Origin of the sequence: Pseudomonas sp. B21-010, from assembly GCF_024749325.1 — a bacterium.
Taxonomy (GTDB): Bacteria; Pseudomonadota; Gammaproteobacteria; order Pseudomonadales; family Pseudomonadaceae; genus Aquipseudomonas; species Aquipseudomonas kilonensis.
Genome location: NZ_CP087198.1, coordinates 503840 through 525287, shown reverse-complemented (window position 1 = coordinate 525287; position 21448 = coordinate 503840). Strand labels below are relative to the sequence as shown.

15 protein-coding genes are annotated in these 21448 nt (G+C 61.8%); 1 reads left to right on the top strand and 14 read right to left on the bottom strand.

From position 1 onward, the window contains the following. Window positions 1-6 precede the first annotated feature (6 nt). The 14 genes from LOY50_RS02285 to LOY50_RS02220 all read right to left on the bottom strand — a co-directional run bounded on the left by LOY50_RS02285 (window position 7) and on the right by LOY50_RS02220 (window position 18775). The gene (locus tag LOY50_RS02285; RefSeq protein WP_253471110.1) at window positions 7-534 is read right to left on the bottom strand and encodes a type II secretion system protein N; all 528 of its coding nucleotides are present in this window, start codon (window positions 532-534) and stop codon (window positions 7-9) included. Continuing rightward, complete coding sequence (locus tag LOY50_RS02280; protein WP_258690228.1) at window positions 531-1073, bottom strand: cytochrome b; 543 nt, start codon at window positions 1071-1073, stop codon at window positions 531-533. Before LOY50_RS02280 ends, LOY50_RS02285 begins: the two co-directional genes overlap by 4 nt. A 67-nt stretch (window positions 1074-1140) precedes the next feature. After that, window positions 1141-2607, bottom strand: coding sequence for an N-acetylglucosamine-binding protein GbpA (gene gbpA / locus LOY50_RS02275; protein WP_258690227.1), 1467 nt, complete (start codon window positions 2605-2607; stop codon window positions 1141-1143). Window positions 2608-2949: 342 nt separating this feature from the next. Next, a complete protein-coding gene (gene hemE / locus LOY50_RS02270) occupies window positions 2950-4017 on the bottom strand; it encodes a uroporphyrinogen decarboxylase (protein ID WP_018603491.1) in 1068 nt (355 codons plus the stop codon). Between the two features lie 267 nt (window positions 4018-4284). Continuing rightward, window positions 4285-5703, bottom strand: a complete 1419-nt coding sequence (locus tag LOY50_RS02265; RefSeq protein ID WP_003196992.1) for an FAD-dependent oxidoreductase — start codon at window positions 5701-5703, stop codon at window positions 4285-4287. A 33-nt stretch (window positions 5704-5736) separates the two neighbouring features. Then, window positions 5737-10185 carry a glutamate synthase large subunit gene (gene gltB, locus LOY50_RS02260; RefSeq protein ID WP_253471104.1) on the bottom strand — a complete coding sequence of 1483 codons (4449 nt, stop codon included), beginning with the start codon at window positions 10183-10185 and terminating at the stop codon, window positions 5737-5739. Window positions 10186-10534: 349 nt separating this feature from the next. Continuing rightward, window positions 10535-12115, bottom strand: a complete 1581-nt coding sequence (locus LOY50_RS02255; protein WP_253471102.1) for an AAA family ATPase — start codon at window positions 12113-12115, stop codon at window positions 10535-10537. A gap of 9 nt (window positions 12116-12124) precedes the next feature. Next, window positions 12125-13225, bottom strand: coding sequence for a 3-dehydroquinate synthase (aroB, locus tag LOY50_RS02250; RefSeq protein ID WP_258690226.1), 1101 nt, complete (start codon window positions 13223-13225; stop codon window positions 12125-12127). 148 nt (window positions 13226-13373) lie between these two features. After that, entirely contained in the window at window positions 13374-13892 is a 519-nt protein-coding gene (gene aroK, locus LOY50_RS02245) for a shikimate kinase AroK (protein ID WP_024616288.1), read from the bottom strand. 4 nt (window positions 13893-13896) lie between these two features. After that, window positions 13897-15987: a type IV pilus secretin PilQ gene (gene pilQ, locus LOY50_RS02240; protein WP_253471099.1), complete on the bottom strand. Its 2091-nt coding sequence runs from the start codon at window positions 15985-15987 to the stop codon at window positions 13897-13899. Window positions 15988-16000: 13 nt separating this feature from the next. Then, window positions 16001-16528, bottom strand: coding sequence for a pilus assembly protein PilP (locus LOY50_RS02235; protein WP_253471097.1), 528 nt, complete (start codon window positions 16526-16528; stop codon window positions 16001-16003). After that, window positions 16525-17148: a type 4a pilus biogenesis protein PilO gene (gene pilO, locus LOY50_RS02230; RefSeq protein ID WP_214510897.1), complete on the bottom strand. Its 624-nt coding sequence runs from the start codon at window positions 17146-17148 to the stop codon at window positions 16525-16527. Before pilO ends, LOY50_RS02235 begins: the two co-directional genes overlap by 4 nt. Beyond that, window positions 17145-17711, bottom strand: coding sequence for a PilN domain-containing protein (locus LOY50_RS02225; RefSeq protein WP_258690225.1), 567 nt, complete (start codon window positions 17709-17711; stop codon window positions 17145-17147). The genes pilO and LOY50_RS02225 overlap by 4 nt, the downstream gene beginning before the upstream one ends. Further along, a complete protein-coding gene (locus tag LOY50_RS02220; RefSeq protein WP_214510899.1) occupies window positions 17711-18775 on the bottom strand; it encodes a pilus assembly protein PilM in 1065 nt (354 codons plus the stop codon). Before LOY50_RS02220 ends, LOY50_RS02225 begins: the two co-directional genes overlap by 1 nt. A gap of 208 nt (window positions 18776-18983) precedes the next feature. On the opposite strand from LOY50_RS02220, the gene LOY50_RS02215 reads away from it, so the two are divergent. Beyond that, complete coding sequence (locus LOY50_RS02215) at window positions 18984-21428, top strand: penicillin-binding protein 1A (protein WP_408980853.1); 2445 nt, start codon at window positions 18984-18986, stop codon at window positions 21426-21428. The last annotated feature ends 20 nt before the right edge of the window (window positions 21429-21448 follow it).

Here is a 21448-nt window from a genome sequence, read left to right as displayed (position 1 = left end):
ATTCGATCACTCTGATTGCCCGGCCACCGGGCGTAGGTATTGCGAGGAATGCAGCGCGGCATGGCGCCCGTCTTCGAGCTCCAACCGGCGTAGCAAGGGCTTGACCGCGTGTTGCAGGGCCAACCGTTCTTCACGTCCGTTGCGCCACAACGTCACATGGCTGGCCTCGACCCGGCGCAGCACGCTGCCACCGGGCAAGCGCTCACCCACCTGATAAATGCGCGGGCCGGCAGCGTCCGCGAGCAATGCCCGGGACAAGCCTTGGTCGGCGACAAAGCTGGCTTGCAACGTAATCGGTTCGGCGCTCGGGGCGTGGGCACCTTCAGGTGCCAGGCCTAGCACCGTGGCCACGGCTTGGACGTTGGGCAGGTCGCGAACAGGAGCCACCGGTGGGTTGGTCAGCACGGGCACATCACGGCCCAATGCCTGGCGAAAGCGCCACTCTTGCCCGGCCAGGAAGATCCCGTACAGCAGCGGCAGGAGCACCAGCAGCAGCTTCGGCAGACGGCTGCCGACCCGAAAAGACAGGCTCACCGTTGTGCGCTCTGGATCGTGCCCGCAGGCTTGGCGAAGGACATTCGCCGTACCACCCGGCGTCCGGAAAACTCATGCCAGAGCACAGCGCACAGATGCAGCGCGACCAGCACCGAAAGCCCCGCACAAGACAAGGTGTGGAGAGTGTTGGCGAGTTCGATCAGTGCCGGATCGCCCAGTGGCTGGGGGATGTGAACAATGCCGAAGATACTGATGGCGTTTTTCATCATCAGCACACCAGTCACCAGCACGATGCCAATGACCAGGTAGATCAGCGTGTGTACCGCCAGGGCTAGCCACTGTGTAAATGAAGACGCGGTTCCACGGGCTTCCAGCGCGCCGAAAAACAGGCAGGCCCGCCACACGAAAAATGGAATGAACAGCGTGGTCAGCGACACATTGAGTGAGCCGACCCACTGTTGGGTTGAAGCTGACACCGGGTTGAACGCCACATAAAAACCGGACACCAACGCCCATAAGATAATGGCCGCCGACACCCAGTGCAGCAGCACCCGTCGCCTGGAGTAATTGATAGACATCACTACGCGCTCGTATGAAGGCCCCAGGCAACCCGTGCGGATCGCCTGGGGCCATGCCTGTCAGGACTTACAGCTTGTCCCAGGCGCTCTGCCAGGACGCACCGACTCCCGGCTCGAAACCGTTCGCTGTCGGGCTGTACTGCTTGCAGAAGCCGGACGCCGGGAACGGCTTGCACTCGAAGACTTCGTCAGTCTTGGGTTGCAGCACTTTCGTACCGGCGGTGTAGTCGGTGATGCCTTCTGGGAAGACGAAGTCGTACTCGATGCCTGCGCCTTCACCGGCCAGGGTGACCGCTTGGGTGTCCTGGCGCGTGGTGCGGCCGTCTTCGGTGGTCCCCACCAGCGTCAGGGTATGGGCGCCTGGGGCGCTGCGCACGTCCAGGTTCAGGCCGGTGCTGCCTTCACCCACGGTCTGACTAACGACACCGACCTGCTTGTTCTTCTCATCGAACAGCGTGGCTTCGAGGTTCATCCTGCGGTTCGTCTGCGCGGTGAAGGCCATGCTGACCCGACCTTTGTCGAGTACGTATTCTGGCTGCAGGGAAGAAATCTCCATGCTGGCGCCAGCGTCTTCCTTCATGTCCAGTTGCACTTCATAGCGCTTCACGCCGCTTTCGTCCTGGGCGTACAGGCTGTTGGCGCCATTGACCGGCGTGATATTGCCCTCCTCGTCACGAACACCTGCACGAATCAATGTATGGGCCTTGTTGATGGCTTCGGCCAGTTTGAACGACCAGTTCTCAGGCTTGCCTTCCTCGGCGTTGTCGATGCTGATTTCTACGCTGTATTCGGCACTTTCACCGGTCGCGGAGAACGCCCGGGCCTTGACCTTGTCACCCACCAGCAATGGGGTCGATGGCGCAATGCTGCCCACCGACTGCCAGCCGCCCGGCAATGCGGCTTCGGCGAGAATGTTCACATCCGCCGGGGCGTAGAATGCATTGTCGGTATCACCAACCGTCCAGACCGCCAGGATGACGTGATGGCCCGACTTGCTGTCGGGAATGACGCAGTTGTGCTTGGCACCACCGACCGGGACTTGATTACCGCCGTCCACCGTACAGAACGGCGCGCTATCGAACGAGGCACGCTTGAGCGCTTCGTTTGGATTCCACCCATCGCGAGTAATGAAGTATTCGTGTTTGGTCGCAGGGTGCGCGGCGGAGTATTGCCATTGAAAGGCAAAGTTGCGGTCCCTGATTTCAGTCAGGTGCCAGCGTGTGGCCGACTGCGCATCAAGTGCAGAAAACCGGGCAATGCCGCCGCTGGCGATTTTGCCGTCGATAGGACCCTGCAGCGGCGCACCGCCTACACCATTAGGGAAACCCTTGAAGGTTTCACCGGTACTCTGTGGCTCGTATTGCGCGCCGCCGCAGTTTTGGTTGACGCCTTGCTGGCACAACAACGCACGGGAAGGCGGTACTTCGACGAAACCGTGGGCAAGCGCGCCTTGGGATGCCGCCATGGCCGACAGCAGAACTAATGAGGACGCACACCCCGTTAATAGATTGCTCTTGTTGAAGTTATTCTTCATATAAGTTCCAGACTAGTCATCAAAATGAAAGACGGGATCACCGTCCTCTTGAAAGGTGCGCCAGAACGCTCAGCGCACACCCTTGCAAGTGACCGGAACCTTATAGAAAGTCGAACACTCCCTATGTAGGATAAATCTCTCAACATAGAAGGAATGATCTCTGAATCGATTTCCCCTACATAACTAGAGAAACATCTTACGAACAGAAATAACTATCAACCAAAGACAAACAAACACACCCAAAAGAAGCAATTGGCTGCTTTAGGTCGGATCGTTAAACAAGCGCGCATAAAAAAGCCTGTCCGGCACAGGTCCGGACAGGCTGGGTGACAGGGGCCGCAATCAGACGTGATATTGCGCCGACAACTCATGCACCGCCCGCAGGAAGGCGCCGGCGTGTTCGGGGTCGACTTCCGGGGTGATGCCATGGCCGAGGTTGAACACATGGCCGCTGCCACTGCCGTAGCTGGCCAGGATGCGCCCAACTTCAGCACGAATGGCTTCAGGCTTGGCGTAGAGCACGGTCGGGTCCATGTTGCCTTGCAGGGCGACCTTGTGACCGACGCGCTCACGAGCGTTGCCGATGTCGCAGGTCCAATCCAGGCCCAGGGCGTCGGCGCCGACATCGGCGATGCTTTCCAGCCACAGGCCGCCGTTCTTGGTGAACAGGATCACCGGGACTTTGCGTCCCTCGTGCTCGCGGATCAGGCCGCTGACGATCTTGCGCATGTAGGCCAGGGAGAATTCCTGGTACGCCGCCGCCGACAGGTTGCCGCCCCAGGTGTCGAAGATCTGTACCGCTTGCGCACCGGCCAGGATCTGGCCGTTGAGGTAGGACGTGACCGACTGGGCCAGTTTGTCCAGCAACAGGTGCATGGCCTGCGGGTTGTCGTAGAGCATTGCCTTGGTCTTGCGAAAGTCCTTCGACGAGCCGCCTTCGACCATGTAGGTGGCCAGGGTCCATGGGCTGCCAGAGAAACCGATCAGCGGCACACGACCATTGAGCTCGCGGCGAATGGTGCTGACCGCGTCCATGACGTAGCCCAGGTCTTTCTGTGGATCGGGAATCGGCAGGGCCTCGATGTCGGCCAGGGTGCTGATGACTTTCTTGAAGCGCGGGCCTTCGCCGGTCTCGAAGTACAGGCCTTGGCCCATGGCATCGGGAATGGTCAGGATGTCGGAGAACAGGATGGCCGCGTCCAGCTGCGGATACCGATCCAGCGGCTGCATCGTCACTTCGCAGGCGAACTGTGGGTTCATGCACAGGCTCATGAAGTCACCGGCCTTGGCGCGGCTGGCACGGTATTCCGGCAGGTAGCGACCGGCCTGGCGCATCATCCATACGGGGGTGACGTCCACGGGTTGCTTGAGCAGGGCGCGAAGGAAACGGTCGTTCTTCAGGGCAGTCATGTCGGCATCCGGAAAAAAAGTGCGGGCATTTTCTCAGAGCGCGACGCAAAAGGCACGGCAAGAGCCGTGCCTTTTATCTATCGGGGCAATTTGTCGCGGGGCAGCACAACTTTCGCAACACCACAAAACACCTGTGGGAGCTTTTTTTGTGGGAGCAAGGCTTGCCCGCGATGAAAACACCGCGGTCTCTTGAGGACCGAGGCGTCTGGATCGCGAGCAAGCTTTGCTCCCACAAAGCTCGCTCCCACAGGGGGTTGTGTCGCCTGGTCAGACTTGCAGGTAATCCAGGATCCCTTCCGCTGCATTGCGGCCTTCGAAGATCGCCGTCACCACCAGGTCGGAACCGCGGACCATGTCGCCACCGGCGAAGATCTTCGGGTTGCTGGTCTGGTGCTTGTACTGGCCCTGCTCCGGCGCCACGACGCGGCCCTGGCTGTCGGTCTGGATGCTGAACTGCTCGAACCACGGGGCCGGGCTTGGGCGGAAGCCGAAGGCGATGACCACGGCGTCGGCCGGGATGATCTCTTCGGAACCGGGAATCGGCTCGGGGCTGCGACGGCCGCGGGCGTCCGGTTCGCCGAGACGGGTCTCGACCACTTTCACGCCTTCGACCTTGTCTTCACCGACAATGGCGATCGGCTGGCGGTTGTAGAGGAACTTCACGCCTTCTTCCTTGGCGTTCTTCACCTCTTTGCGCGAGCCGGGCATATTGGCTTCGTCGCGACGGTAGGCACAGGTCACCGACTTGGCGCCCTGGCGAATCGACGTACGGTTGCAGTCCATCGCCGTGTCGCCACCGCCGAGCACCACGACCTTCTTGCCTTTCATGTCGACGAAATCTTCCGGCGACTTTTCAAAGCCCAGGTTGCGGTTGACGTTGGCGATCAGGAAGTCGAGTGCGTCGTAGACGCCTGGCAGGTCCTCACCGGCAAAGCCGCCCTTCATGTAGGTGTAGGTGCCCATGCCCATGAAGACCGCATCGTATTCTTCGAGCAGTTGCTCCATGGTCACGTCCTTGCCCACCTCGGTGTTCAGGCGGAACTCGATGCCCATGCCGGTGAAGACTTCGCGACGATTGCTCAGCACCGTCTTTTCCAGCTTGAACTCGGGGATGCCGAAGGTCAGCAGACCGCCGATTTCCGGGTTCTTGTCGAACACCACCGGGGTCACGCCACCACGCACCAGCACGTCGGCACAGCCCAGGCCCGCCGGGCCGGCACCAATGATCGCCACGCGCTTGCCGGTCGGCTTGACCTTGGACATGTCCGGACGCCAGCCCATGGCGAACGCGGTGTCGGTGATGTACTTCTCCACCGAACCGATGGTCACCGCGCCAAAACCGTCGTTGAGGGTGCACGCACCTTCGCACAGGCGATCCTGCGGGCACACCCGGCCACAGACTTCCGGCAGGGTGTTGGTCTGGTGGGACAGCTCGGCGGCCTGGAGGATGTTGCCCTCGGCCACCAGTTTCAGCCAGTTGGGAATGAAGTTGTGCACCGGGCACTTCCATTCGCAATACGGGTTACCGCAGCCCAGGCAGCGGTGGGCCTGGTCGGCCGACTGCTGGGGTTTGAAAGGCTCGTAGATTTCCACGAACTCTTTCTTGCGTTGACGCAACAGTTTCTTCTTCGGATCCTTGCGCCCGACATCGATGAACTGGAAGTCGTTATTCAGACGTTCAGCCATTGTTAAAACCTCATCAAACTCTTCAGGCGCATATCACTGCGGGTTGGCACGAGTGCTGGAAAGCAACGATTTCAGGTTGGCAGCCTTGGGCTTGACCAGCCAGAAACGGCGCAAGTAGTCATCGAGGTTCTCGGCGAGTTCACGACCCCACTCGCTGTCGGTTTCCGCGACGTACTCGTTCAGCACGTTTTGCAGGTGGCTGCGATAGGCTTCCATCGCCTCGCCGCTGATCCGCTGGATTTCCACCAGTTCGTGGTTGACCCGGTCAACGAAGGTGTTGTCCTGGTCGAGCACGTAGGCGAAACCGCCGGTCATGCCTGAGCCGAAGTTATAACCGGTCTTGCCCAGCACGCAGACAAAACCACCGGTCATGTACTCGCAGCAGTGATCGCCGGTGCCTTCCACCACAGTGTGGGCCCCGGAGTTACGCACGGCAAAACGCTCGCCCGCGGTGCCGGCGGCGAACAGCTTGCCGCCCGTGGCGCCGTAGAGGCAGGTGTTGCCGATAATGGCACTGTCCTGGGTCTTGTAGACGCTGCCCTTGGGCGGAACGATGACCAGCTTGCCGCCGGTCATGCCCTTGCCCACGTAGTCGTTGGCATCGCCTTCCAGGTACATGTTCAGGCCGCCGGCGTTCCAGACGCCGAAGCTCTGGCCTGCGGTGCCCTTGAAGCGGAAGGTGACCGGCGCCTTGGCCATGCCCTGGTTGCCGTGCTTGCGCGCGATTTCGCCGGAGATCCGTGCGCCGATGGAACGGTCGCAGTTGCAGATATCCAGGTCGAACTCGGCACCGCTCAGGTCGTTGATCGCCGCAGCGGCCATGTCGACCATCTTCTCGGCCAGCTCACCCTTGTCGAATGGCGGGTTGCGCTCGACCTGGCAGAACTGTGGCTTGTCTGCCGGAATGTAATCGCTGCCCAGCAATGGGGTCAGGTCCAGGTGATGCTGCTTGGCGGTCTGGCCTTCGATCACTTCCAGCAGATCGGTACGGCCGATCAGCTCTTCAAGCGAGCGTACGCCCAGCTTCGCCAGCCACTCACGGGTCTCTTCGGCCACGTAGGTGAAGAAATTCACCACCATGTCGACGGTACCGATGTAGTGGTCCTTGCGCAGCTTGTCGTTCTGGGTCGCCACGCCGGTGGCGCAGTTGTTCAGATGGCAGATGCGCAGGTATTTGCAGCCCAGGGCGATCATCGGCGCTGTGCCGAAGCCGAAGCTCTCGGCGCCGAGGATGGCGGCCTTGATCACGTCCAGGCCGGTTTTCAGGCCACCGTCGGTCTGCACCCGGACCTTGCCGCGCAAATCGTTGCCGCGCAGGGTCTGGTGAGTTTCGGCCAGGCCCAGTTCCCACGGCGCGCCAGCGTACTTGATCGAGGTCAGCGGCGATGCGCCGGTGCCGCCGTCGTAGCCGGAGATGGTGATCAGGTCGGCATAGGCCTTGGCCACGCCGGCCGCGATGGTGCCAACGCCGGCTTCCGCCACCAGTTTCACCGAGACCAGCGCCTTCGGGTTCACCTGCTTGAGGTCGAAGATCAGTTGCGACAAGTCTTCGATCGAGTAGATGTCGTGGTGCGGCGGCGGCGAGATCAGGGTCACGCCGGGTACCGCGTAGCGCAGCTTGGCGATCAGGCCGTTGACTTTGCCGCCGGGCAGCTGGCCGCCTTCGCCGGGCTTGGCGCCCTGGGCAACCTTGATCTGCAGCACTTCAGCGTTGACCAGGTATTCCGGCGTCACACCGAAGCGGCCGGTCGCCACCTGCTTGATTTTCGAGCTCTTGATGGTGCCGTAGCGCGCCGGGTCTTCGCCGCCTTCACCGGAGTTGGAACGCGCACCGAGGCGGTTCATGGCTTCGGCCAGGGCTTCGTGGGCTTCCGGGGACAAGGCGCCCAGGGAAATACCCGCCGAATCGAAGCGCTTGAGCACCGATTCCAGCGGCTCTATTTCACTGATGTCCAGCGGCGTGTCGAGGGTCTTGACCTTGAGCAGGTCGCGGATCATGGACACCGGACGGTTGTCCACCAGCGAGGTGTATTCCTTGAACTTGCTGTAGTCGCCCTGCTGCACGGCGGCTTGCAAGGTGCTGACCACGTCCGGGTTGTAGGCGTGGTACTCGCCACCATGGACGAACTTCAACAGGCCGCCTTGCTGGATCGGCTTGCGCGGGCTCCAGGCTTCGGCCGCCAGGGCTTTCTGTTCGGCTTCAATGTCGACGAAACGCGCACCTTTGATGCGGCTCGGCACGCCACGGAAGCTCAGCTCGCAGACTTCTTCCGACAGGCCGATGGCCTCGAACAGTTGCGCGCCACGGTACGAGGCGATGGTCGAGATACCCATCTTCGACAGGATCTTGAGCAGGCCCTTGGTGATGCCCTTGCGGTAGTTCTTGAACACCTCATAGAGGTCGCCCAGCACTTCACCGGTACGGATCAGGTCGCCCAGCACTTCATAGGCCAGGAACGGATACACCGCCGAGGCACCGAAACCGATCAGCACCGCGAAGTGATGCGGATCGCGGGCGGTGGCGGTCTCTACCAGGATGTTGGAGTCGCAGCGCAGGCCTTTTTCGGTCAGGCGATGGTGCACCGCGCCGGTGGCCAGCGAGGCGTGGATCGGCAGCTTGCCCGGCGCGATATGACGGTCGCTCAGCACGATCTGGGTACGACCGGCGCGCGCGGCTTCTTCAGCCTGATCGGCAACGTTGCGGATCGCCGCTTCCAGGCCGACGCTTTCGTCGTAGTTCAGGTCGATGACCTGGCGCGCAAAGCCCGGGCGATCGAGGTTGGTCAACGAGCGCCACTTGGCCGGGGAAATGACCGGCGAGCTGAGGATCACCCGCGAGGCGTGTTCCGGCGACTCCTGGAAAATGTTGCGCTCGGCACCGAGGCAGATTTCCAGGGACATCACGATCGCTTCGCGCAGCGGGTCGATCGGTGGGTTGGTCACCTGGGCGAACTGCTGGCGGAAATAGTCGTACGGCGTGCGCACGCGCTGCGATAGCACGGCCATCGGCGTGTCGTCACCCATGGAGCCGACCGCTTCGTAGCCTTGCTCGCCCAGCGGACGCAGCACCTGGTCACGCTCTTCGAACGTCACCTGGTACATCTTCATGTACTGCTTGAGCTGGTCGACGTCGTAGAACGCCGAACCGTGGTCGTTGTCTTCCATGGTCGCCTGGATGCGCAGGGCATTCTTGCGCAGCCATTGCTTGTACGGATGACGGGACTTGAGGCGGTTGTCGATGGCGTCGGTGTCGAGGATCTGGCCGGTCTCGGTGTCCACGGCAAAGATCTGGCCCGGGCCTACGCGGCCCTTGGCGATGACGTCTTCAGGCTGATAGTTCCAGACGCCGATTTCCGACGCCAGGGTGATGAACCCGTTGGTGGTGGTGACCCAACGCGCCGGACGCAGGCCGTTACGGTCCAGCAGGCATACGGCGTAGCGACCGTCGGTCATGACGATGCCGGCCGGGCCATCCCACGGCTCCATGTGCATGGAGTTGTATTCGTAGAAGGCGCGCAGGTCCGGGTCCATGGTCTCGACGTTCTGCCACGCCGGCGGCACGAGCATGCGCACGCCACGGAACAGGTCGATACCACCGGTCACCATCAGTTCCAGCATGTTGTCCATGCTCGAGGAGTCCGAGCCCACGCGGTTGACCAGCGGGCCGAGTTCTTCGAGGTCGGGCATCAGGTCGTTGGCGAACTTGGTGCGACGGGCCACGGCCCAGTTGCGGTTGCCGGTGATGGTGTTGATCTCGCCGTTGTGGGCGAGGAAGCGGAATGGCTGGGCCAGCGGCCATTTCGGCAGGGTGTTGGTGGAGAAGCGCTGGTGGAACACGCAGATCGCGGTTTTCAGGCGCTCGTCGCTCAGGTCCGGATAGAAGGCGGTGAGGTCCGCCGGCATCATCAGGCCTTTGTAGATAATGGTCTTGTGGGAAAAGCTGCAGATGTAGTGATCGGTGTCGGCGGCATTGGCCACGGACGAACGACGACGGGAGCTGAACAGCTTGATCGACATGTCCTGGTCGCTCAGGCCTTCGCCGGCGATGAACACCTGTTCGATCTGCGGCAGGCGCTCGAGCGCCAGGCGGCCGAGGACACTGGTGTCGATCGGCACTTTGCGCCAGCCGACCAGTTGCAGGCCAGCGGCCAGGATCTCGCGATTCATGTTCTCGCGAGCCGCTTGGGCCTTCACCGGGTCCTGATTGAAGAACACCATGCCCACGGCGTACTGCTTGGGCAGGGTCACGCCAAACGTTTCCTGGGCTATGGCACGCAGGAACTCGTCGGGTTTTTGAATCAGCAAGCCACAACCGTCGCCGGTCTTGCCGTCGGCGTTGATCCCACCACGGTGGGTCATGCAGGTCAGGGCCTCAATGGCCGTTTGCAAAAGGGTGTGGCTGGGCTCGCCCTGCATATGAGCTATCAGGCCGAAACCGCAGTTATCCTTGAATTCATCTGGTTGGTACAGACCTGCTTTCATAGACACTTTCTCACCAGGCTGCCTCTAATCGAGGCAAATTCTTTTCAATTCAACCAGTTGCATACCGCGCCGAACGTACGCCAGCTTTGCGGGGGCAAAAGGGAGGTCATTGTACACACCGACACAGAGGCTCACAAATTTGACGACGAACTGTCGCAAATCCATGTCGCATTTATGAAAGATTTAAAGCTATATGCTGTGCTAGTCAAAACTTTTTTGGGTTCGACCGCTACGACTCAAACACTACTGTGACGCAGACACCACAAGGCGCGCGGCCTGAAAGGTCGCCCGCCCCTGCGGAAATTTTGAGGTTGCCGGGAGAGGCGGCCTGGGTAAGGCCGCCGAATCTTCAGCGAGTTGCTGCCAGTTCCTGTTGGACGCTGGCGACAGTGCGAGGCCAAGGTTTACCAGCCTGAACCTTCGCTGGCAAGGCCTTGATGGCGGAAACGGCTGCATCACGGTTGGCAAAGCTGCCGTAGGTGATGACATACAGCGGCTTGCCGTTGAGGACTTTCTTGAAATAGCGGTACTCGCCGCCCTGCTCCTTGACGAAGCTCTGTGCCGCGGCTTCGGAGCTGGTGCCGAGGATCTGCACTACGTAGTTGCCCGGTGCCTGGCCAGCGTACCAGCTACCGCCTGTGGCCTTGGCCGGGGCAGCAGCAGGCTTGGCTGCGGGTGCTGGCGCCGCCGGCTTGGTGGCAGGCGCTGGAACCGGGGCAGGCTTGGCAGTGGCCAGCTGGGTCGGCGCCGGAGTCGGCTTGGCAGCCGGGGCAGGCGTCGGGGCAGGACCGGCCGGCACGCCCACAGGCGGTGCGGTGGTGGTCACGGTCGGCGGCACGTCGCTGCTGTCATCGACCGGTGGCGCAGCGCCGTCGTCGCCTTCGGTGATGCCACCGGCCGCTTCAGCCAGAGGACCGCGCATGACCGGTTGCGACTGGCCGACCAGCGGCAGTGGCATCGGCTGGGTGTTGCCGGCGAATTCCACTGCCGGCGCACCACCGTTGGGTTGCGGCGTCCCTTGGCCGAGAGGCAGTTGCGCCTGTTCGTTGGCAGGGGCACCCGTGGTGGGTGCCTTGGTGCGACCCGGCATCAGCCAGGCGGCGGCAACCGCGACCACGACGACGGCGGAAATAGCCAATACGTGTTTCTTCGGCATGTTGAACCCCATACTTGGACGCTTCACCGCTGAGCGGCTGGCAATCATGACTTCGATCAGAGCATCGCGGGCGACCTGGTTGATGTTGCCAGGCCAACCGTCGGCGCTTTCGTGAATCTCAGAGATCTGATCGGCGGTGAAAAGTTCGATACCCCGGCCCGCACCCTCAAGACGCTGGGCCAGGTATTCGCGCGTTTCTTCCTCGGTGTAGGGCGCCAGCTCGATGACGTGGAAGCGCTCTTCCTCAAGGTTCAATTGGTCCAGATCAGCGATCAGCGACGACTCACCGAACAGGAACACATGAGGGCGACCCTCCGGCGCCCCGGCCGCCAAGGCCAGCAGGGCCTCGAGGGCCGACTCGTCGAGTTGCTCGGCATCGTCCACCAGCAGATAGACTTCCTGCCCGGTCAGCGCCAGTTGCACGATCTGATCGAGAATTGCACCGACTTCGGCCTGCGCGACGTTCAGCGCCTGGGCCACCTGACGCAATATACCGGCTGCATCGCCGGCGCCACGGGCCGACACCACCACGCTTTGCACGGACTGCTTGTTGGTGCTGGCCACCAGCGCCTGGCGCAGCAAGGTCTTGCCGCTGCCCTGGGGACCGGTGACCACCAGCAGCAATTGACTGTAGCGCGCCAGGTGATGCAACTGGCCCAGCACCGGCTTGCGCTGTGCAGGAAAGAACTTGAAGCCCGGGACCCGCGGTGCGAAAGGGTCATGACTCAATTGGAAATGGCCGAGGAAAGCCTCGTCGGCATGCAAACTAGTCATCGGATCTTATTAACCTTTAAGCTGAGCCAGGGCGCGGTAGTCCGCTCCCAGCGTGGCCTGTAGAACTTCTTTCGGATAATCGTCGGTCACCACCGCTTCGCCCATGTGGCGCAGCAGCACCAGACGCAGACGACCGTCGATCACTTTTTTGTCGATTGCCATGTGTTCAAGAAAATCCGCCTCGCTCATTTCCTCGGGCGGAACCACCGGAAGCCCGGCGCGCTGGAACAGACTAATACCGCGATCACGCTCCTGTTCGCTGATCCAGCCCAGGCGCGCAGACATCTCCAGGGCCATGACCGTACCGGCCGCAACCGCTTCACCGTGCAGCCAGACACCATAGCCCATGTGGGTTTCGATGGCATGGCCAAAGGTGTGACCCAGGTTGAGGGTGGCGCGCACCCCCGACTCACGCTCATCGGCACCGACCACGGCAGCCTTGGCGGCGCAGGAGCGTTCGATGGCGTAGGTCAGGGCTGCTTGATCGAGTGCGCGCAGGCGGTCGACGTTATCCTCGAGCCAGCCCAGGAACGGCTCGTCGCAGATCAGCCCGTACTTGATGACTTCCGCCAGCCCCGCAGACAGTTCGCGGGCCGGCAAGGTATTGAGGGTGGCGGTGTCGATCAGCACCACGTTGGGCTGATAGAACGCGCCGACCATGTTCTTGCCCAGCGGATGGTTGATCCCGGTCTTGCCGCCCACCGACGAGTCGACCTGCGACAGCAGCGTGGTGGGGATCTGGATGAAATCGACGCCACGCTGATAGCAGGCGGCAGCAAAACCGGCCATGTCGCCGATCACACCGCCACCCAAGGCAACCACCGTGGTGCGACGATCGTGGCGCGCAGTCAGCAGGCCGTCGAAAATAAGTTGCAGGGTTTCCCAGTTCTTGAAGGCTTCGCCGTCGGGCAATACCACGGAAATGACCGAGAAGGCCGACAGGCTGCGGATCAGGCGTTCCAGATACAGGGGCGCGACGGTTTCATTGGAAATGATCGCCACTTGCCGCCCGGCGATATGCGGCGCCAGCAGTTCGGGCTGGTCCAGCAAGCCTTCGCCAATATGAATCGGGTAGCTGCGCTCGCCCAGGTCGACCTTAAGTGTCTGCATGTGTCCCCACAGTGAAGATGGAATCAGGCGTCCTGCCTGCAATTAACGAAAGTCCACGGAGCTTGTTCTGACGCCAGTTAATGGCCATCCGCCACGCCCCAGGCGGGCCATGACGGGACGTCGAGGATAGCGCATTTCGCCAAGCGCATTAACGGGGAGGCAGTTGCTGAAGGCGATCGAGAATGTCCAGCACCACCATCCGCGGCGGCCGCTCGTCGGTTTCCACCACCAGGTCGGCGATCTCCCGATACAGCGGGTCACGCAGCGCCAGGAGGTCGCGCAGGGTCTTGGCCGGGTCGGCGGTGCGCAACAGCGGGCGGTTGCGATCCCGAGCGGTGCGCCCCACCTGCTGCTCGACAGAAGCATGCAGATAGACCACTCGTCCCCCAGCATGCAGCGCCCGACGATTGGCTTCGCGCATCACCGCGCCGCCACCGGTGGCGAGCACCACGCCATCGAACGCGCACAGCTCGGCGATCATCGCCTGCTCACGGTCACGAAAGCCCGGTTCGCCTTCCTTGTCGAAAATCCATGGGATATTGGCGCCCGTGCGCAATTCAATTTCCTTGTCGGAATCTTTGAACGGCAGGCGCAGCTCTTTGGCCAGCAAACGGCCGATGGTGCTTTTTCCAGCGCCCATCGGCCCAACAAGAATCAAATTTCGCACAGAATCAACGACTCACAGCAATCGCCTGGTTATTCATGATACGCGGAGTGAGGAACACCAGCAGCTCGGATTTTTTCTCCGAAACCACATCACGCCGGAAAAGGCGGCCAAGATACGGCACATCGCCAAGAAATGGCACCTTATCTACAACCTTGCTCTGAGTATTTGAGAAAACCCCACCAATCACAATGGTCTCGCCGTCATTGACCAGGACCTTGGCATTGACTTCGTTTTTCTTGATCGGCGGCACATCATTCACCTTGTTCAGGTAGTCCGGCTCATCCTTGGTGACCTTGACCTCCATGATGATCCGGTTGTCCGGGGTGATCTGCGGGGTCACCTCCAGCGACAGCGAAGCCTCCTTGAACGACACCGACGTAGCACCGCTGGAGCTGGCTTCCTGATAAGGAATTTCCGTGCCCTTGAGGATCTTTGCCGTCTCCTTGTCGGACGTCACCACCTTGGGCTGGGAGACGATTTCGCCGTTGCCGGTTTTCTCCATGGCCGTCAGCTCAAGGTCCAACAATACGTTGTCGGTGATGAACGCGATGCCGATGCCCGAGGTGTTGCCCGAGGTGCCCATGTCGACGAACGGTTGGTTGGTGCCGGTGCTGCCCGGGGTGCCGATGGTGGTGGAAGTGCCGTTGGTGACCCCGGAGGAATTCCAGTTGCCCTGGTTCTGTACCGAACCACCCCAGCGCACGCCCAGGCTTTTGTCGTAGTCGACGTTGGCTTCGACAATCCGCGCTTCGATCATCACCTGGCGCACCGGAATATCCAGTTGCGCCACGATCCGGCGCAGTTCGTCGAGGCGGTCCTGGGTCTGGTAGGCAATGATGTTGTTGGTTCGCTCATCGACCGTGATCGAGCCGCGCTCATCGGCTTTGGCCTCGGCACTGGTCACCGACTGGAACAACTTGGCGATGTCCGCCGCCTTCGCATAGTTGACCTGCAACAGCTCACGCCGCAGCGGCGCCAGGTCGGCAATCTGCTTCTGCGACTCCAGCTCCTGGCGTTCACGCGCGGCAATTTCATCGGCCGGAGCCACCAACAGCACATTGCCGACCTTGCGCTTGTCCAACCCCTTGGTCTTGAGCACCAGGTCGAGCGCCTGGTCCCAGGGCACATTCTGCAACCGCAAGGTGATGCCACCCTGCACCGTGTCGCTGGCCACGAGGTTCAGGTTGGTAAAATCGGCAATCAGCTGCAGGACCGAACGCACCTCGATGTCCTGGAAGTTGAGCGAGAGCTTCTCGCCACTGTAGGCCGCGCGGTCGGCGTTGCGTTTTTGCAGGTCGTCGACGGTCATGGGCCGGACGCTGACAGTGAGCTTGTTATCGGTCTGGTAGGTCGAGTAGTCGAAGGTCCCGCTGGGTTCGATGCTGATGGTCGCCCGGTCGCTGCCGGCGCTGGCATTGACGAATTGCACCGGGGTGGCGAAGTCCTTGACGTCCAGGCGCACGCGCAGCGGCTCAGGCAACTGGGTCCTGGCGAAATTGAGGATGATCTTGCCTTCGCGCTCCTGGATATCCGGGGCGATGGACGGATCAGACAGGTCGATCACGACGTTGCCTTCGCCCTGGGTCCCGCGCTGGAAATCCACTCCTCGGATCGCCTTGCCCGCCGGCGCACTGGCCCTCGCAGGCGCAGCGCTGGCAACCGCCGGGCGCGGGGGCTGGGTGGTGGAGTTCTTCGGGGCGACGGTCTTCGGGGCGACGCCCTTGCCAACCACCACGAACAGGTTGTTACCTTCGATCCGGGTGTCATACGGCGCCAGCTGGGTAAGGCCGATGATCAACCGAGTACGATCCCCAGCCTCGACCACCGTGGCGCTGCGTGCATTGCCCCCGCCCAGGTCGCGGCGCTTGCTGGAAAGTTGATTGGTCACGCCCGGCAGGTCCAGCGCAATCCGCGCCGGTTGTTCGGTGGTGTAGCCCCGGGGCGGCGGCGGCGGCCCGTCGAAGGAGAGCTTCAACTCGACACGGTCCCCCGGCAACGCCGCCACATCCAACGTCTTCAGGCTTGCCCCGAGAACCATCGGCGACAACAGCGCTATCCATAGCGAAATACCGAGGGCTGAAAAAAACCTGTTCATTGTTCGAGTTCCACTATGAATGCTCTTTCAAAGGAATGGTCCGTGGTCGCTCCAGCCAGGCACCCTCGCCATCGGGAACGATTTCGACCACATCGACCTGGGTGGCACTGATGTTGACGATCCGCCCGTCGTTGCGCCCCAGATAGTCACCGACCTTGAGCCGATGCACCCCGCCCGCGCCCCGCAGGAGCGCGAAGGAGCCACTGGCGTTGGAGATCGTACCGACCATTTCAAACTGCTCGATGTTGAAGCCTTCCAGGTACTGTTTGACCCGGTTCGGGTCGGGCCGGACATTGCGCGAGCCCCGCTGCCGTTCAGCCTGGTCCACGCGGACCTGCCGGGAAAACGGGCTGCGCAGGTTGGCGGCACTGTAGGTAAAGGTTTCGTAGGGCCTGAACGTCGGCGTCGGCTCGATCTTGCCGGGTGGCCGCAGGCGCACTTCGTTCATGTAGGCGTCCAGGTCGCTGAAACCATTGTCGTTACCGCAGCCCGCCAGCGCGACCAGGCCTGCCAGCAGGCAGATGCGCCACACCGGCCTCATGGTTGCGCCTCCTGCTCGTTGTACCGGTAGGTCTTGGCCTGGATGCTCATTCGCAGCTTCGCGCCGGCCTCGGGCTCCATCGGTGCGATCTCGAAATCATGCAGCGTGACAATCCGGGGCAGCCCCGCCACCCCACTGACGAACGTCGCCAGGTCGTGGTAGCCGCCGGTCACGGTGATCTGGATCGGCAACTCGATGTAGAACGGCTGGGTGACCTCCGGTAGCAGCTTGATTTCCTCGAACTCCAGGCCACTGCCCAGGCCGGTGCGAGTAATGTCCTCCAGCAGGCCCGGCACTTCGGTATCGCTGGGCAATTGCCGCAACAGCACACCAAAAGACGTTTCCATCTGCTTCATCTGCTCGGTGTAGCGCTCCAGGTTCGCGGCCATGTGGGCCTTGCCCGCGAATTGCGCCTTGAGGGTGTTTTCTTCCTCGCGCACCTGCTGCAACTGGTTCTCCAGGTCACTCAAGGCAAAGTTATAGCCCAGCCCCAGCACCAGGACCACCAGCAGGACACCCGCCAGCCACTTGATCGGCGCGGGCCAGGAACCGATGTTGTTGGTGTCCAGGTCACTGAGATCGATCTTGCGCAGTGCGTCGAGCCACTCCCCAGGCTTCATTGGGCGTCCTCCGCATCGGCCGGGCGAGTCTGGCGAACCGTCAGCTGGAAGACGTTGGCCTGGTCGAGCTGCCCAGCGGTGGTGGCCTTGACCTCCGTCAGGCTGGGCGTGTCGAACAGGTCCGACGAGTCCAGGTTGCGCATCAGGTCCGAGACCCGGTTGTTCGATTCCGCGGCCCCCTTGATCGAGAGCGTCCCGTCTTCCATCTTCACCTCAGTGAAATACACCCCGTCCGGCAGGGTTCGCACCAATTGGTCGAAGATGCGCCCGCTGACCGGCCGGTTGCCTTGCAAGTCCTGGATGATGCGCATGCGCTCCAACAATTGCTGGCGACGGGCCTTCAATTCGCTGATCTGCTTGATGCGTTCGTCCAGCACGGCGATCTGCTCGGAGAGATGGCTATTGCGAGCGACCTGATGGTCGATGGCGCTGTCGAAGTACCGGGCCGCGACCAGGACCATGCCAACCGCACCGACCAGCGCCCCCACCAAGGCCAGCAAAAAGCGTTTACGCCGTTCTTCACGCAGCTCTTCGCGCCAGGGAAGCAGGTTGATCCGCGCCATCAGTCGAAACTCCTGAGGGCCAGCCCACAGGCAATCATCAGTGCCGGCGCATCACCGGCCAGGGCGCCGGCATTGACCTTGCTGCTCAGGGCCATGTTGGTAAACGGGTTGGCCACCTGGGTCGGCGTGCCCAGGCGCTGCTCGATCAGCCGATCCAGGCCGGCGACAGAAGCCGAGCCCCCGGCCAGCAGAATGTGATCCACCGCACTGTACTGGCCCGAGGCGAAGAAGAACTGCAAGGACCGCGAGACCTGCTGTACCAGGGCCTCGCGAAAAGGTTGCAGCACCTCACTGAGATAATCGTCCGGCAGGCCACCCTGCTTCTTTGCCAGGCCGGCCTGCTCGGGTGTCAGACCATAGCGGCGCTGAATTTCCTCGGTCAGTTGGCGACCGCCGAACAATTGTTCGCGGGTATAGATGATGCGCCCGTTGTGCAGCACGCTGAGGGTGGTCATGGTGGCGCCGATGTCTACAACCGCCACAGTCAGCCGTTCCTGGGAGGCAGCCAGTTGGGTGGCGAGCAGGCCGAAAGCACGCTCCAGCGCATAAGCCTCCACATCGACCACCCGGGCCGTCAGCCCGGCGAGCGCCAACGCGGCCTCGCGGACCTCGACGTTTTCCTTGCGGCACGCCGCCAGCAGCACTTCGACGCGCTCGGCACTGCGTGGCGAAACACCTATCACTTCGAAATCAATGGCCACCTCATCCAGGGGATAGGGGATGTATTGATCGGCCTCGATCTTGAGCTGGTTTTCCATGTCATCGTCGGACAGCCCGGCGTCCATCTCGATGGTCTTGGTGATCACCGCCGAACCCGCCACGGCCACTGCCACGCTACGCAAGGGCGTCCTGGCCTTGGCCAACAGGCGCGACAACGCCTGCCCCACCCCTTCGAGCTCGGCGATGTTCTTCTCGACCACGGCGTTGGCTGGCAACGGTTCGACCGCGTAGGACTCGACGCGGTATCGATCACCCTGGCGGCTCAACTCCAGCAGCTTCACCGACGTCGAACTGATGTCGATCCCCAGAAGCGCATGGGCTTTTTTATTGAAGAGTCGTAGCACTACCAATTCCCTATGACTATCCGTGAGTTACGGACTCTCTAATATGCATTGCGTTCAATTACACCGGTCCGACGGACGTCCGGATGGCATTCCCGACGAAAAAAAATGCTTATAATGCCCTGCGTTTTTTTTCGCTTTGTTGCAAGCACGGGTCCATCCCTGCACCTGGCGCCTTTTTCATTCTTTGCCTGGATATCCAAAAGCCTTGATTCGTCTGCTGAAATTTTTCGGATGGTCCATCGTCGCCGTTTTCTGCGGACTGCTCTTGGGCCTGAGCGGTGCCTTTCTTTACCTTAGTCCGGGATTGCCGTCCGTGGAGGCGCTGAGAAGTATTCAGTTGCAGATTCCTTTGCGGGTGTACAGCAGCGACAACAAGTTGATCGCCGAATTTGGCGAAATGCGCCGCACGCCGATCCGTTTCGCCGACATTCCCCCCAATTTCATCAATGCGTTACTAAGTGCTGAAGACGATAACTTCGCCAATCACTACGGCGTCGACCCGGGCAGCCTGATGCGCGCCGCCAGCCAGTTGGTCAAGAGCGGGCACATCCAGTCCGGCGGCAGCACCATCACCATGCAGGTGGCCAAGAACTTCTTCCTGACCAGCGAGCGCAGCTTCTCGCGCAAGACCACCGAGATCCTCCTGGCCCTGCAAATCGAGCGGCAACTGACCAAGGATGAAATCCTCGAGCTGTACGTGAACAAGATTTACCTGGGCAACCGCGCCTACGGCATCGAGGCGGCGGCGCAGGTGTATTACGGCAAGTCGATCCGCGACGTGAGCCTGGCACAGATGGCGATGATTGCCGGCCTGCCCAAGGCACCCTCGCGCTTCAACCCGCTGGCCAACCCGGCACGCAGCAAGGAACGTCGCGACTGGATCCTGGGGCGTATGTACAAGCTCGGCAAGATCAGCGAAGCCGACTATACCGCCGCGATCAATGAACCGCTGAACGCCAGCTATCACGTACCGACCCCGGAAGTGAATGCCCCGTATATCGCCGAGATGGCCCGTGCCGAGATGGTTGGGCGCTATGGCAGCGACGCTTACACCGAAGGCTTCCGCGTGACCACCACGGTGCCGAGCAACTTGCAGGAAATGGCCAACACCGCGCTGCACGAAGGCTTGATGACCTACGACCAGCGCCACGGCTACCGTGGCCCTGAATCGCGCCTGCCAGGCAAGACCAAGGAAGCCTGGGCCCTGGAGCTGACCAAGCAGCGCACCATCAGCAGCCTGGAGCCGGCGATTGTCACGTCGGTGGACAAGGACGGCATCAAGGTGCTGACCCGTAACGGCGAGCAGGAAGAACACGTGGCCTGGGACACCATGAAGTGGGCCCGGCCGTTCCTCAACACCAACAGCATGGGCGCCAACCCACGGCAATCGTCCGACGTTGCCCAGGTCGGCGACCTGATCCGCGTCCAGCGCCAGGCGGACAACACTCTCAAGTTCAGCCAGATCCCGGCCGCCCAGGGCGCCCTGGTGTCCCTCGACCCGCAGGACGGTGCCATCCGTTCGTTGGTCGGTGGCTTCGCCTTCGAGCAAAGCAACTACAACCGCGCGTTGCAGGCCAAGCGCCAGCCGGGCTCGAGCTTCAAGCCATTCGTCTACAGCGCCGCCCTGGATAACGGCTACACCGCCGCCAGCCTGGTGAACGACGCACCGATCGTGTTCGTCGATGAGTACCTGGACAAGGTCTGGCGACCGAAGAACGACACCAATACGTTCCTCGGCCCGATTCGTTTGCGCGAGGCGCTGTACAAATCCCGCAACCTGGTCTCGATCCGCCTGCTGCAGGCATTGGGCGTGGACCGCACCATCGACTACATCAGCAAGTTCGGCTTCAACAAGCAGGATCTGCCGCGCAACCTGTCCCTGGCCCTGGGCACCGCGACCTTGACGCCGATGGAAATCGCCACCGGCTGGAGTACATTCGCCAACGGCGGGTACAAGATCACCCCGTACATCATCGACAAGATCGAAAGCCGCAACGGCGAGACGCTGTTCGTCGCCAACCCGCCACGCGTCCCAACGGGTGAGCAGGCCAGCAATGGCGTCGCCGCACCGTCCACCGAGACGTTTACGGTCAATGCGACACCGGGCGAAGCCACCACGGCCCCAGGCCTGCCCCAGGCGCCCGCCATCGCGGAACGCATTGTCGATGGCCGTACCACCTACATCCTCAACAGCATGCTGCAGGACGTGATCAAGCTCGGCACCGGCCGTCGCGCCCTGGCCCTGGGCCGCACCGACCTGGCGGGCAAGACCGGTACCACCAACGAATCCAAGGACGCCTGGTTCTCCGGCTACAACGCCGATTACGTGACCACCGTCTGGACCGGCTTCGACCAACCCGAAAGCTTGGGTCGCCGCGAGTTCGGCGGCACCGTGGCGTTGCCGATCTGGATGAGCTACATGGGCGCCGCCCTCAAGGACAAACCGCCTCACATCCAGCCGGAGCCAGAAGGCATCCTCAGCCTGCGGGTCGATCCAGTCAGTGGCCGCGCCGCCACACCGGGCACCCCGGGGGCGTACTTCGAACTGTTCAAGAGCGAAGACACCCCTCCGTCAGCCAACGAACTGGGCAACGGCGTCGCACCGGGCAGCCCATTGCCTGCGGACGAAGCGGCGCCGATCGATCTGTTCTGACCGGGCACCACCCAAAAGCC

Coding starts and splice junctions, on each gene's coding strand:
- hemE (WP_018603491.1), bottom strand. CDS start 4,017: ATGACTGCCCTGAAGAACGACCGTTTCCTTCGCGCCCTGCTCAAGCAA.
- gltB (WP_253471104.1), bottom strand. CDS start 10,185: ATGAAAGCAGGTCTGTACCAACCAGATGAATTCAAGGATAACTGCGGT.
- gbpA (WP_258690227.1), bottom strand. CDS start 2,607: ATGAAGAATAACTTCAACAAGAGCAATCTATTAACGGGGTGTGCGTCC.
- pilQ (WP_253471099.1), bottom strand. CDS start 15,987: ATGAACAGGTTTTTTTCAGCCCTCGGTATTTCGCTATGGATAGCGCTG.
- LOY50_RS02235 (WP_253471097.1), bottom strand. CDS start 16,528: ATGAGGCCGGTGTGGCGCATCTGCCTGCTGGCAGGCCTGGTCGCGCTG.
- LOY50_RS02265 (WP_003196992.1), bottom strand. CDS start 5,703: ATGGCTGAACGTCTGAATAACGACTTCCAGTTCATCGATGTCGGGCGC.
- LOY50_RS02255 (WP_253471102.1), bottom strand. CDS start 12,115: ATGACTAGTTTGCATGCCGACGAGGCTTTCCTCGGCCATTTCCAATTG.
- aroB (WP_258690226.1), bottom strand. CDS start 13,225: ATGCAGACACTTAAGGTCGACCTGGGCGAGCGCAGCTACCCGATTCAT.
- pilO (WP_214510897.1), bottom strand. CDS start 17,148: ATGAAGCCTGGGGAGTGGCTCGACGCACTGCGCAAGATCGATCTCAGT.
- LOY50_RS02225 (WP_258690225.1), bottom strand. CDS start 17,711: ATGGCGCGGATCAACCTGCTTCCCTGGCGCGAAGAGCTGCGTGAAGAA.
- LOY50_RS02280 (WP_258690228.1), bottom strand. CDS start 1,073: ATGTCTATCAATTACTCCAGGCGACGGGTGCTGCTGCACTGGGTGTCG.